Raw genomic sequence first — 13,947 nt, 5'->3', positions numbered from 1 at the left:
CACTGCAAAATCAAATTTGAATCAGCCCCCCATGTCTGGCATGGGGAGGTGTAGGGTGAGAAGGCGGGCAAAAGAAGGGTTAAGCAGCTTGTTCGCTCAGCATATTTTGAACAATGCCCAAACCAACCAAGCTAGCCAAATATTGTTCAATGGAAGGGATGTCTGCTAATGCGAGTTTGTTGCTGGTTTGCTGTTCAATAATCCAGGCGGTGGAACCTATGGAATAGATGCTTTGCACTGAGCGGTTAATCAACGCCGTTTTGTAATCGTTAAGGCGTTTTGCCGCCAGCAACCAAGCCAATTGGTCATCATTGTAATTGCTATAAGCTTCCCGAATACTTTTTACCAGAGCTTCCTGTAACTTGCGGGGGCGTTCCAGAATGATTTTACGGGCGGCTTGTTCTATCTGGTTTTGTGTGCGCTGGCTTTCTGGCACATGCTTCAAATTATCCCGTGCAACTTGTTGGGCTTTGTCAAGCACCGCGAAACTGTTGATCAATTTAAACGTCAAATCGGTATCAGCTGAGCCGTAGTTAGGGATAAGGCCTCCAAACAACGGTTGGGTGTTGTTGTAAGCCTGTTTGACTTGCTCTATTTGTTGTTGGGCCAACTCCAGGGACAATTCCTCTATCATCTCTTTGCGGTCAACCGTTTGCTTTAAGAATGGAGCGGATTGCGTTTTGTACAACCATAAAGGCAATGCAAACTTAAAGTGCACGCGCTCTTGCTGCCAGTTATTGAGCAAGTTTCTGGCTTTGCTCGAATTGGCATGCTCGGCATGTTGTTCCAGCATGGCGAGGATGAATTGTTCATGCGCTTTGGCCATTTCTGAATCTTCAGTTAGGCTGTGGAGTTCCACCGATGACTTGTCATAGAGGTTTTCCAAGCGGTTTTCAGGGTCATATTGGTAAGCATTACCACCTGACATGCCGTTACAGAAGCCTTTACCGAAACCGCCGATATTCAACACCGCCCCGTTTGTCATATATTCACAGGCAAAATCACCGACACCTTCAACCACTGCCATGGCGCCAGAGTTACGTACGGCGAAACGGTCACCCGCTTCCCCATTGATGAACGCTTGCCCGCCAGTAGCGCCGAATAGCGCGAAATTGCCAATTAACACGTTGTTGCCAGGCGTTTTGATGCCGCCGCCAGGGGATTCGATGACTATTGTGCCGCCGCAAGCTGATTTGCCTACGCCATCGTTGCAAGTGCCCAAGTGTTCCATGCGCATGCCGTCATTCAGGAAGGCGGCATAACTTTGCCCGGCGGAGCCATGGGTACGGATGATGACACTGTCAGGGGCCAAATAGCGGCGGCCACGTGAGGTCTGGTAAATGATTGGTGAATGGGCAACTTGCTCACCGGTGATTTCATAAGCCAGGAAACGCTCTATATCAATAGCCGCTTGGCCTCCCACGGATTTATTGCAGTTATTGAGTTTAAAGCCATCGCCTTCAATAATGATTTGCTGTTTATTATCAAGCAGCGCGGATTTGACGCGTTCAATGATCCTATTGTCGACGTTGAAGTTGGCTTCCAGGTAAATGGGTTTGGCGATTTTGATTTCATCAACGTGATGGAGCATTTTGCGCAAATCAATTTGACCGACCATAGACGGATGGTCAATCAAATGCAACAAATCAGTTTTGCCGCGTATTTCTTGCAAGCTGGTATAGCCTAGTGTCGCCAGTATTTCGCGGACTTCGTGTGCCAGATTCATGAAATATTGGGCTAAGACACGCGGGTCGCCTTTAAACTCTTCATGGGATGTGGTCAGGCCGGCCGGGCATTTGACATTGCAGTTTTTGGCCATGACACAGCGCAGCATCATCAGCGCAGTTGTGCCAAACTCAAAGGAGTCCGCCCCTAATAAAGCCGATTTGACAACGTCTGTACCGCTTTGGTGGGCGCCGCTACAACGTAAGACGACCTTGTCGCGCAAGCCGTTGGCTGACAAGGCTTGATGGACTTCGGCGATGCCTATTTCGGGCGAACGTCCGCTGTTTTTTAGGCTGGTGACCGCCGCCGCGCCCGTGCCACCTGTGTTACCGGCGACGTTGATCACATCCGCCCCGGCTTTGGCGACGCCGACCGCAATTGTGCCTATGCCTTCCGATGACACCAGTTTCACGCCAACTTTAACGCGGGCGGCTTTGGCGTCGTGGATCAATTGCCCCAAATCTTCGATGGAGTAGGTGTCATGGTGCGGCGGGGGGCTGACCAACTCAACTTTCGGTGTGCCGCCACGCAAGGCGGCGATTTCGACCGAAACTTTAGCGGCCGGCAATTGCCCGCCTTCGCCAGGTTTCGCCCCTTGGGCGATTTTGATTTCAATTTCGCGGATAGTGGGGTCGGCAAGATAACCGGCCCAAACCCCAAAACGGCCAGAGGCAAATTGTTTGATTTTGCATGAGCGTAAGGTATTGAATCGGCTGGAGTGTTCGCCACCTTCGCCGGAGTTGCTTAAACCACCGACAATGTTTGTGCCTAATGCGACTGCTTCATGCGCTTCCGCCAGTAAGGCGCCATGGCTCATCGCACCTGAAGCTAACGTTGCGGTGATCTCATGCGCGGCTTGTACGTCAGACAGCGGGATTGCGTCGCGTGTAGGCCGAATTGCGGCCAAATAAGTTGCCAATACGTTATTGGTGTCAACCAAACTGATAATCAGCGCGTCTTCCTTGACCGTGACGGTGAACTCAATAGCTGCAAAACGGCTTTTATAATGCTCCGCCAGTTGTTTTAAGCGGTTGGCCGAAGTGTTTTCGGTCAAGGAAATGGTAAACGTGCGCCCATCGGTTTGGCCGACCTTTAAGCCACGGATCAGGTAGTTGATGTTGCCGTAAAGGTTTTGTTTGCCGAGGATACGGTCAAAATCCGCACAAGTCTCCGCCTTGCTGACATCCGCAGGGAAATCCATAATATCCCGTAACGCCGCGGGTCTGGCATCGCGTTCAAGATACAGGTTTTTGGTAAAGCTGCGGTAGGCGGGGGTTATGCCAAAAGTGTCTATTTGCCCGTCAGTGCGCTTGCCGTAGCCAAAATCAATATACGCCGTATCGCTGGCTTCAGGCGATTTTTCTTGGGGAATATAAAGTATCGCCTCATCGGTCATATTGATGTATTCGCGCACCGCCGTATTGCCGTAGGAATGGCCAGCACCATCTTGGCGTTCTTTGAACAGGCCTAAAAAGGGGATGTCCTTTTCTTCATGGACGTTCAAGGCTTTGTGATGCCACTCGGTCGCGCTGGCGGCAATATCCGCGTAACGGACGCCGCCAACGGAAGCATGGATATTAGGGAAATAGGGGCTAAGCTTAGGCTCGTCGGTGTCGAGATAATTGGATTCAAAAAATTCGCCGCCGATGTAGCTTTCAACCGTACACAAACCAAATTTGCCCATGGTTTTCATCAGCGATTTTTCCGTGCCTTTTACGAATTTATCGAGGACTTTCTGATGTTCAGCAGGCGCATAATGGCTAATGACGCGGTTATGGACGCTGATAGGGCAAATCGCTGACGCGCCGAAACCTAGGATAGTCGCTATGTCGTGTGGGCTGGCGGCTTGTCCAGTTTCGGCAATGAGCGACGAATTAAAGCGCAAGCCTTGTTGGACCAACCGTTGATTGGCGGCGGCGATCATCAGCAATGCCGGGATGGCGGCCCGGTCAGGGCTTATTTGGGTGTCACTTAGGATGATTATGCCGATGTTGTTTTTGGCGGCTTGCTCAACTTGGTCACAAGCGGCCAATAAAGCCAATTCAAGGTTTTCTTGGTTCTGTTCCGCGTCAGCAAAGTCCGGCGTGTACAGCATGGCGACTGTTGTTGTGCTGACGGCTGATTGCTTGCGGATCTGTTCCAACTGTGTGCGTTGCAAAATGGGCGTGCTGATCACCAGTTGCTTGGTGGCGCTGTCGGAAAAGTTTGGTTTCGCGCCTAAGGCGACACGCAAGGTCATGCCATCGCTTTCTCTGATGGAGTCCAGGGGAGGGTTGGTGACTTGGGCGAAACGTTGGCTGAAATAACGGGACATGCCCCCTTCGGCGCTGGACAGCGCATTGGGCGTGATCCCGTAGCCCATCGCCGTAACTTTTTCCATGCCGGACGCGAGCATAGGATCTAGCAAGAACCTGAAGCTTTCTTGGTTTAAAGAGTAGGCCGTGTGTTGTTGGTCGACGTTGAAAGCATGCTGGTTTTCAAGTTCGGAAAGCTCCACTTTGGGTAGTTCGGACAAGTGTATGCAGCGTTGCAGGAGCAAGGCCTGATAATCTTTTTCAGAAGCCAGACGCTCCATGACTTGATGGCTGTTGTAGGCTTCGCCAGTATTATGGTCAAAATACAGCATGCCGCCCGCTTCGATACGGCCGCGTTTCAGCACTTCTTTAGGCGGGAAGTCGATTTGCCCCGCTTCGGACATCACGCAAAGATAGTCGCCCGTTTCAACTGAACGTAGCGGGCGTAAACCTAAACGGTCAAGACGGGCGCCAACGCGGATGCCGTCAAAGAAAATCAACGCGGCAGGGCCGTCATTTTTCTCTTCGTATAAACTGAAATACTCCAGCATGGCACGGACTTGCGGGGACAATGTGGTGTCGTTTTCCCAAGCAGGCGGCATCATCGCCAACACGGCGGTGACAATGTCCATGTTGTCTTCATTGATGCGGCGCGATAAGGTTTGGTCTAGCCGTCCCGAATCGGATTGGCCGCAAGGAAAGATGATGTTTTTATTGTTTTGGCGGGCAATCGCGCTTTCGCTTAAGCGGTTTTTTTTATCGGTGTTCAGTTCACCGTTATGGGCCAAATACCGGAAAGGCTGCGCCATGGTAGTGGCGGGGGCGGTGTTGGTCGAAAAACGGGTGTGGAAAAATAAGGTGCTGATCTCGTGGTCGGTATCGTACAGGTCAATGAAATAGGGGATGACTTCAAACGAATTTAGGCGGCCTTTGTAGACCTGGGTACGCGAACTCATGGATAAAGGATAAAAACCCGTCAGTTCAGGGCGGGTGTAGCCTTCGACCTCAATATCCAATAAGGTCGCTTGGATATGGTCTTCAAAAATAGCATGGGTCGCGTCTTGCAGCGCTTCAGGACGGCCAAAAATGCATTGTTTAATGGGCAATTGTGCCTTTAAGGAGGCTTCATTTAAGACGTTTTTGTCGACCGGGACTGTGCGCCAAAGCAAAATTGGCAAGCCGGCCGCTTTAAAGTGGCGTTCGACTAATTCTTGTGCCGCGGAATCGTAGTGGTCATGGTCTTCGGGAAAGAAAAAGTTGGCAACCCCAAACCCCCCTTTTTCCAGTGTGGCCATGCCAGTGACTTTACGGAAAAACTTAAGGGATAAATCAATATTAACGCCTGCACCATCCCCAATCCCTTCGGAGCTCATGCCGCCGCGATGCGGGATCGTGCATAAGGCTTCGTGGGATTTTACCAATAAATCGTGGGTTTGCTTGCTTTGTTTATGGGTAATAAAGCCCACGCCGCAGCTATCCTGCGATAGCTCAGGGTCGTAAAGCATAGGTTCTTTTTGGGTTAATCGGGGATTTGAGTTCATGATGCAGCCCGTTGTCTATTCATGCTGTAATACAGCGTGTAATGTCGTTTTTCTTGCGGTATGTGGTCGTTTTTTCATGCAATGCGTGGTAGAGTCGGCATTTGCCGGGCCCGTTCATGGCAAGGCCACAAATCTTTCAGATAAATTTCATTTGGTGAAACCTGGCAATTGTAATACAGCCAAGCTTATCTGTCACACTGTGCCAGTTTTTAATTGCAGAAAATTAGATTACTTGATAGTTGATTAATATGGAAGAAATTTTTGATGTACTCATAGTGGGTGGAGGCATGGTCGGTGCTGCGGTAGCTTGTGGCTTGGGTGGCGGCCCTTTGAAAGTCGCTGTCATAGAGGCCCTCCCGCCTGTCCCTTTCGCCATCGACCAACCCCATGACCTTAGGGTTTCCGCCCTGAGTATAGCATCAAAAAATATTCTTGAGACCGTTGGGGCTTGGCGCGGTGTGGTGGGGCGCCGTGTTTGCCCGTTTCGGCGTATGCGGGTTTGGGAAACGGCGGGTGACACCGAATTTTGCAGTGACGACATCAGTTATCCTGAGCTTGGCTATATCGTTGAGAACAGGGTCACCCAGTTGGCGTTGCTTGAGCGGTTGCAAGATTTTGCTAATGTTGAGCTGGTTTGTCCCGCTGTTATCGATAAAATCACTTATTATCCGGGGCAGGTCAGCCAAGTGGCCTTGGCTGACGGGCGCGTGTTGTCAGCAAAATTATTGGTTGCCGCTGACGGTGGCCAGTCCAGGGTCAGGCAAGTTGCCGGATTAGGCGTGACCAGTTGGGACTATGGCCAGCATGCCTTGGTCATTTATATTGAAACCGCGTATGGGCAGCAAGATATAACGTGGCAGCGTTTTGTCCCTAGCGGGCCCCAGGCTTTTTTGCCATTGACCGGACATTACGGGTCTATTGTTTGGTATAACTCCCCCGATGAGGTCAATCGCCTGAAGGCCTTGCCGGGCGAGGCGCTTAAAGATGAGTTGGTTGCCGCATTTCCTGATTGTTTGGGGCAGGTCAATCGGGTATTGGCGACCGCCAGTTTTCCGTTAAGGCGCCAACATGCCCAAAGTTATGTAAAGCCCGGGGTTGTTTTGGTGGGCGACGCGGCGCATACCATCAACCCATTGGCGGGGCAGGGCGTCAATATTGGTTTATTGGATGCGGCGGTGTTGGCGGAGGTTTTGGTTGAAGCGGCTAAAAAAGGTCAGGACATCAGTGGCTTAACGGTCTTGAAGCGTTATGAGAAGATTCGCCGCAATGAGAATTTAAAAATGATGACGGTTATGGATGTGTTTTATCAGGTCTTCAGTAATGACATGTTGCCGATAAAAGTATTGCGCAATTTAGGTTTGGGTTTGGCGGAGCGTATTTTGCCGGCGAAAAATAAAGTGATGCGTAGCGCGATGGGGTTGGAAGGGAATTTGCCCAAACTGGCTAAGGGGCAGGCTATCCTTTAAGCGTTGCACTACATTTTGTGTAGTGGATGCGTTTAACAGTTGCGTAAAAAAAATGGGTTGGTATAATAGCTGGCCTTGAAGCTAATAACTTCAGGCGCGTAGCTCAGTTGGTTAGAGCACCACCTTGACATGGTGGGGGTCGTTGGTTCGAGTCCAATCGCGCCTACCAGAATTCCTAAGCACTGCACGGCAGTGCTTTTTTTATTGCAGATACCAATCGAAATTAACTGAACAATGCCAGTCATTACTCTTCCTGATGGTTCTCAGCGTGAATTTGCACAAGCTGTAACAGTTATGGATGTCGCCAAATCTATCGGTTCCGGTTTGGCGAAAGCGACATTGGCAGGAAGGGTTAATGGGCAATTGGTTGATGCCAGCTTCCTTATTGGGGAAGATGCCAGCCTACAAATAATCACTTCCAAAGATGAAGACGGATTGGAGATTATCCGCCATTCCACGGCGCATTTGCTGGCCCATGCGGTTAAGCAATTGTTTCCTGATGCACAAGTCACCATCGGCCCTGTCATAGAAAACGGTTTTTACTATGACTTCGCCTATCAAAGGGCGTTTACCCCTGATGATCTGGCTGCAATTGAAGCTAAGATGCAGCAGTTGGTGTCCGATGATTACCCCATCAAGCGTTTTGTCCTGCCAAGAGATCAGGCAGTCAGTTTTTTCCGTGGACAAGGCGAACAATACAAAGCTGAAATTATCGAGGCTATCCCTGCGGATCAGGATTTGTCTTTGTATGAGCAAGCTGATTTCACTGATTTATGCCGGGGTCCCCATGTCCCTAGCACCGGTAAGTTAGGTGCTTTCAAATTGATGAAGGTGGCGGGTGCTTATTGGCGTGGCGATTCCAATAATGCCATGTTACAGCGCATTTATGGCACAGCCTGGCTTGACAAGAAGGCCTTACAAGCTTATCTGCACCGTTTGGAAGAAGCTGAAAAACGCGATCACCGTAAATTGGCCAAAACTTTGGATCTGTTCCATACCCAAGAAGAAGCGCCTGGTATGGTCTTCTGGCACGAAAAAGGCTGGGCAATTTATCAGCAAGTTGAACAGTATGTCCGTGCTAAGTTGCGTTTGAATGGCTATGCCGAAGTCAAAACTCCACAGGTGGTGGACCGTTCCTTGTGGGAAAAATCTGGCCACTGGGACAAATTTGGTAGCATGATCTTTACTACCCATTCGGATAGCCGCGATTATGCGATCAAGCCGATGAACTGCCCTTGCCATGTGCAGATTTATAACCAAGGTATAAAAAGTTATCGTGATTTGCCGATACGCTTGGCGGAATTCGGTTCTTGCCACCGTAACGAGCCTTCCGGCACCTTGCATGGTTTAATGCGTGTGCGCAATTTTGTGCAGGATGATGCGCATATTTTCTGTACTGAAGCACAAATCCAAAGCGAAGTTTCGACATTCATTGATTTGTTGTTTGATGTCTATAAAGATTTTGGTTTTAGTGAAGTCATTATCAAACTGTCGACCCGGCCTGAAAATCGTGTCGGTGATGACTCGGTTTGGGATAAGGCGGAAGACGCCCTACAATTGGCTCTTGATAACAAAGGCTTGGCTTGGGAACTGCAGCCTGGTGAAGGGGCGTTTTATGGGCCTAAAATTGAATTTTCGTTAAAAGATTGCATCGGCCGGGTCTGGCAATGCGGCACGATCCAAGTTGATTTCTCGATGCCAAACCGTCTGGATGCGGTATACATTGCGGAAGATGGCTCCAAACAAATCCCGGTGATGTTGCATAGGGCGATACTGGGGTCTTTGGAACGCTTTATCGGTATCCTGATTGAACAGCACGCGGGCACATTCCCGTTATGGTTAGCCCCTGTACAAATCGTAGTTTTGAGCATCGCTGACCGGCATCATGAATATGCGGGGAAAGTGTTGCAAGGCCTTGAACAACAAGGTTTCAGGGTCAAAATAGATTTGAGGAATGAAAAAATAGGATTTAAAATCCGCGAACACTCCATGCAACGCATCCCGTATCTTGTCATCATCGGTGATAAAGAATTAGAACAACAAACTATTACGGTGCGGACACAAAAGGGTGATGACCTAGGCAGTCTGGCAATCCATGAGTTTACCGAACAGTTAAAAACCATGATTGCAGACAGAAAATAACATTATTTTGGAGGATTAAGGTATCGCTGCTAAAAAAGATGAAACTCGTCTCAATGACATGATCACCGCTAGACGAGTGCGGGTTACCGGCGCAGATGGGGAAGCGTTGGGTATTATCTCTTTGGATGAAGCCAAACAAATTGCTTATGCGGCAGACTTGGATTTAGTGGAAATATCGCCAAATGCGGATCCTCCGGTTTGCAAGATAATGAATTATGGCAAATACCAGTTTGAACAAAATAAAAAACTGGCCATAGCCAAGAAAAAGCAAAAGCAAATACAAGTCAAAGAAATCAAGTTCAGGCCAGGTACGGATGAAGGTGATTATCAGGTCAAGCTAAAGAGTCTGGTCAAATTCCTGAACGACGGTGACAAAACCAAGGTTACGGTCAGGTATCGTGGGCGTGAAATGGCGCACCGTGAAATCGGTATGGATCAGCTTAAGCGTATCGAAAAAGATTTGGAAGAGATAGCGATAGTCGAGCAATTCCCTAAATTGGAAGGGCGGCAAATGATTATGGTGATGGCTCCCAAAAAGAAAAAGTAAAGGCATCCGCCTTTGCTGGGCAGTGCCGGAGGCGCTGTTTAAAGCATCATTTATGATGCGGCTAATCCTTCAGGGCCATGCATTTTGCCTTGCTGGGTTATTTCTCAGGGAATTTGTACTTTTAATTATTGGAGCAAACAAATGCCAAAAATAAAAACAAACCGTGGTGCCGCCAAGCGTCTCAGACGTACTGGCAACGGTGGTTTTAAATGTGGTCAATCACACCGTCGTCATATCCTGACGAAAAAATCTACCAAAAGAAAACGCCAGTTGCGTAAACCCGCGTCTGTCCATCCATCCGATGTGCGTATGGCTATACGCATGATGCCTTACAGTTGAGGAGTGAATCATGCCTAGAGTGAAACGCGGTGTAACAGCCAGAGCCAGACACAAAAAAATCTTAAAGCAAGCGAAAGGTTACTACGGTGCCCGTAGTCGGGTCTTCCGCGTCGCCAAACAAGCGGTTATCAAAGCAGGCCAGTATGCGTACCGTGACCGCAAACAGAAAAAACGCCAATTCCGCGCTTTGTGGATTGTCCGTATCAACGCCGCTGCGCGCATGTATGGCATATCTTATAGCCGTTTGATCAATGGCTTGACGAAAGCCAATGTCGCCATAGACCGTAAAGTCTTGGCTGATATTGCTGTCCGCGATATTGAAGCATTTGGTGAAATAGCAAAAATTGCTATTGCCAACCAAAGCAAGCCCTAATTGATCCTTTCGGATTAGTGATTGGCCGTCCGCCTTCAAGCGGACGGTCATTTATGTTTCGGGCAATATTAAAAATCCCCTCATCACTCACACAGCGAGCTATTCCGTGTCCGCCAACTTAGACGACATCCTCGCGCAAGGCTTAAAAGAGCTTGCAGTAGTCACCGACCTCAACCAACTCGATCAAGTCCGCGTCCAGTATTTTGGCAAAAAAGGCTTTTTTACTGAGCAAATGAAGCAGTTGGGTGCGCTTGATCCTGAGCAAAGACGTGCAGTCGGGCAAGTGATCAACCAAGCTAAAGACCAACTGCAAAGCCAGTTGGAACAAAAAAAAATGGCTTTGGAAAGTGCCGCCTTAGAAGCCCGATTGGCAAGTGAGCGAGTGGACGTTACTTTACCTGGCAGAGGCCAATCTGTAGCTGGTTTGCATCCAGTGACCACCACGCTCAGACGTATCTCCAAGATTTTTACCAGCGTCGGTTTTGCCGTCGTTGAAGGGCCAGAAATCGAAGATGACTACCATAACTTCGAAGCCCTAAATATTCCCGCACATCATCCGGCGCGTGCTATGCACGACACGTTTTATATCGATCCGCGCACGGTGTTAAGGACGCATACCTCACCTGTCCAAATCAGGGTGATGGAATCCGAAACGCCGCCGTTGAAAGTCATCGCCCCAGGCCGTGTCTACCGTTGTGATTCCGATATAACCCATACCCCTATGTTCCATCAGGTGGAAGGCTTTTTGGTCGACACTGACGTGAGCTTTGCCGATTTGAAGGGTGTGGTCTACCAATTTTTACGTGCCTTTTTTGAAAAAGACATCCAAGTGCGTTTTCGCCCTTCTTACTTCCCTTTTACTGAACCATCCGCCGAAGTTGATATTGAATGTGTGATGTGCGACGGCGAGGGTTGCCGAGTGTGTAGCCAAACGGGTTGGCTGGAAGTGATGGGTTGCGGCATGATCCATCCTGAAGTGTTCAAATCCGTCAATATCGATAGTGAACGCTACACGGGTTTTGCTTTTGGTATGGGTGTGGAACGCTTAGCCATGCTACGTTACGGCATTAATGATTTGCGGTTGTTTTTTGAAAATGATCTCAAATTCTTAGAACAATTCAATTAAGCAAGGGCCGAAAAGTCATGCAAATTAGTGAAGCCTGGTTAAGGGAATACGTCAATCCAGCCATCAGTACCGACGAATTGGTCGCGCAACTGACGATGGCAGGATTGGAAGTCGATTCAGTGACACCAGCCGCTGCCGTATTCAGTGGCGTGGTCATTGGTGAAGTGTTGGCTATGGAACAGCATCCTGACGCTGACCGTCTACGCGTTTGCCGAGTCGCGGTCGGAGAAACCGAGCCTTTGCAAATTGTTTGTGGTGCTGCCAATGTCCGGGTCGGTTTAAAAATCCCTGCGGCTTTGTGCGGTGCTGTGTTGCCAGGCGATTTCAAGATCAAAAAATCCAAATTGCGCGGCGTTGAATCGTTCGGCATGTTATGTTCTGAGAAAGAATTGGGTTTGGTTGCCGAAGCGTATGGCTTAATGGAATTGCCGTCTGATGCGCCTGTTGGTGTTGACATCCGTGATTACCTGTCCCTAAACGACATGTTGATCGAAGTTGACCTGACCCCAAACCGTGCCGATTGCTTAAGCGTCGAAGGCATAGCCCGCGAAGTGGCTGTGTTGAACCAGCTCGATTGGTCCGCTTTAGCGGCTGAGTCTTTTGAAATTACCGAAACTAACACTTTGGGGGTTGCTGTTGAAGCTACCGATGCCTGTCCACGTTATTTAGGCCGTTTAATCACAGGTGTCAACGCCAAAGCTGAAACGCCATTATGGATGCAAGAGCGCTTGCGCCGATCTGGTGTCCGCAGCTTAGGGCCAGTGGTTGATGTGACCAATTACGTTTTACTGGAATTGGGTCAGCCTTTACATGCATTTGATGCTGATAAGTTAACAGGCGGCATCACCGTCCGTTGGGCTAAAACCGATGAAGAATTGGCCTTATTGAACGGACAGACCATTAAACTCGATAGTGAAGCCTTAGTCATTGCTGATGACCAACAGGCTTTAGCATTGGCAGGCGTTATGGGTGGCAGCAGTTCGGCGGTCAGTGATGCTACGCAAAACGTATTTTTAGAATGCGCATTTTTCACACCACAAAGCATAGCTGGTAAAGCCCGTCGTTTCGGTTTGCATACCGATTCCTCACACCGCTTTGAACGCGGTGTTGATGCGACCTTGCAAGAGCGTGCCATTGCCCGCGCCACCCAGTTGATCATTGACATTGCTGGCGGTAAAGCTGGCAATGTCACCGAAGTCACCACAACGGCGACCTTACCGCAACGTTTGCCCATTTTCATCAGAAAACAGCGTGTCGCAAAAATCTTAGGTGTTGCGCTTGACGATGCCATTATCACGGATATTTTCCAACGCCTAGGTATGACGGTAGTTGCGCAAGCCGATGGTTGGCAGGTCACACCTCCTGGTTGCCGTTTCGACATCGCCATAGAAGCCGATCTGATCGAAGAAATCGCCCGCATTTATGGTTACAACCAATTGCCAAGTAACAGCCTATTGATGCGGGCGGATTTGGGCAAAGCCACCGAAAGCCTGTTGGACATTAGCCGCGCCGCTGATTTGTTGGTGGACAGAGGTTATCAAGAAGCCATCACGTATAGCTTTGTCGACGAAGACATTCAAAAAGCTGTAGACCCTGAAGCAGAAGTCATCCGCCTGAAAAATCCCATTTCCTCAGAATTGGCGATGATGCGCACGACCTTATGGTGCGGTTTGCTGAAAGCGGCCTTGTACAACACTAACCGCCAACAAAGCCGCGTCCGCTTGTTTGAAACCGGATTGCGATTTATCAAAATCGACGGCGTCACCCATCAACAAAGCCGTTTGGCAGGTTTGGCCTTAGGTTCTGCATATTCTGAGCAGTGGGGTGAAAAATCCCGCAAAGTCGACTTTTTCGACATCAAAGCCGATGTGGAAGCCTTGTTTGCACTAACAGGCCGTGAAGTCAGATTTGCCGTTGCCAAAAATGCGGCCTTACATCCAGGCCAATCAGCGGAAATCTTAACGTTGACTGGTGAATCTATCGGCTGGCTAGGCATGTTGCATCCTACTTTAGAAAAACAACTCGGATTTGATAGCCAAGTATTCTTGTTTGATCTTGACCAAGGCTTATTGCTAGCTAAACAAGTGCCTCGTTTCAAACCCTTATCCAAATTCCCGTCCGTACGCCGGGATTTGGCATTAATTGTTAAAGAAGGCGTTTCCGCTGACGATATTACTGGTTGTATTAAAGATTCTCAGGAATTGACTTTACAAGATGTTGTTATCTTTGATATATATCGCGGTAAAGGCGTAGAAGACGGCTATAAAAGCGTCGCCTTAAGCTTACACTTACAAAACGAATTACAAACACTAACCGATTCTGAGATTGATGCGATATTAACCAGAATCTTGGCTAGATTGACCAATGACATCAATGCAAAACTGAGGGATTAAC

The 13,947-nt window shown here is 49.0% G+C and carries 8 protein-coding genes and 1 tRNA gene; 8 read left to right on the top strand and 1 reads right to left on the bottom strand.

The window, feature by feature from the left end; all coding sequences use genetic code 11:
- Positions 1-79 precede the first annotated feature (79 nt).
- Entirely contained in the window at positions 80-5,560 is a 5,481-nt protein-coding gene (locus METMI_RS0101190) for a glutamate synthase-related protein (RefSeq protein ID WP_019864341.1), read from the bottom strand.
- A 248-nt stretch (positions 5,561-5,808) separates the two neighbouring features.
- On the opposite strand from METMI_RS0101190, the gene METMI_RS0101185 reads away from it, so the two are divergent.
- From METMI_RS0101185 to pheT, 8 genes are all read left to right on the top strand, one after another.
- Positions 5,809-7,026 carry an FAD-dependent monooxygenase gene (locus tag METMI_RS0101185; RefSeq protein ID WP_019864340.1) on the top strand — a complete coding sequence of 406 codons (1,218 nt, stop codon included), beginning with the start codon at positions 5,809-5,811 and terminating at the stop codon, positions 7,024-7,026.
- A 92-nt stretch (positions 7,027-7,118) separates the two neighbouring features.
- Positions 7,119-7,195: transfer RNA gene (locus tag METMI_RS0101180), tRNA-Val, on the top strand.
- Positions 7,196-7,260: 65 nt separating this feature from the next.
- Positions 7,261-9,168 carry a threonine--tRNA ligase gene (gene thrS, locus METMI_RS0101175; protein ID WP_029151416.1) on the top strand — a complete coding sequence of 636 codons (1,908 nt, stop codon included), beginning with the start codon at positions 7,261-7,263 and terminating at the stop codon, positions 9,166-9,168.
- A 22-nt stretch (positions 9,169-9,190) separates the two neighbouring features.
- Positions 9,191-9,715: a translation initiation factor IF-3 gene (gene infC / locus METMI_RS0101170; RefSeq protein ID WP_083930135.1), complete on the top strand. Its 525-nt coding sequence runs from the start codon at positions 9,191-9,193 to the stop codon at positions 9,713-9,715.
- A 141-nt stretch (positions 9,716-9,856) separates the two neighbouring features.
- The gene (gene rpmI, locus METMI_RS25960; RefSeq protein WP_083930133.1) at positions 9,857-10,054 is read left to right on the top strand and encodes a 50S ribosomal protein L35; all 198 of its coding nucleotides are present in this window, start codon (positions 9,857-9,859) and stop codon (positions 10,052-10,054) included.
- A gap of 10 nt (positions 10,055-10,064) precedes the next feature.
- On the top strand, positions 10,065-10,427 hold the full coding sequence (rplT, locus tag METMI_RS0101165) for a 50S ribosomal protein L20 (protein WP_019864336.1): 363 nt from the start codon (positions 10,065-10,067) through the stop codon (positions 10,425-10,427).
- Positions 10,428-10,554: 127 nt separating this feature from the next.
- On the top strand, positions 10,555-11,553 hold the full coding sequence (pheS, locus tag METMI_RS0101160; RefSeq protein WP_232215282.1) for a phenylalanine--tRNA ligase subunit alpha: 999 nt from the start codon (positions 10,555-10,557) through the stop codon (positions 11,551-11,553).
- A 17-nt stretch (positions 11,554-11,570) separates the two neighbouring features.
- Entirely contained in the window at positions 11,571-13,946 is a 2,376-nt protein-coding gene (pheT, locus tag METMI_RS0101155; RefSeq protein ID WP_019864333.1) for a phenylalanine--tRNA ligase subunit beta, read from the top strand.
- Position 13,947 lies beyond the last annotated feature (1 nt).

It is taken from the genome of Methylovulum miyakonense HT12, assembly GCF_000384075.1.
Lineage (GTDB): Bacteria > Pseudomonadota > Gammaproteobacteria > Methylococcales > Methylomonadaceae > Methylovulum > Methylovulum miyakonense.
Note: the sequence above shows the minus strand (reverse complement) of the source record. Positions and strands in the feature narration are given on the sequence as shown.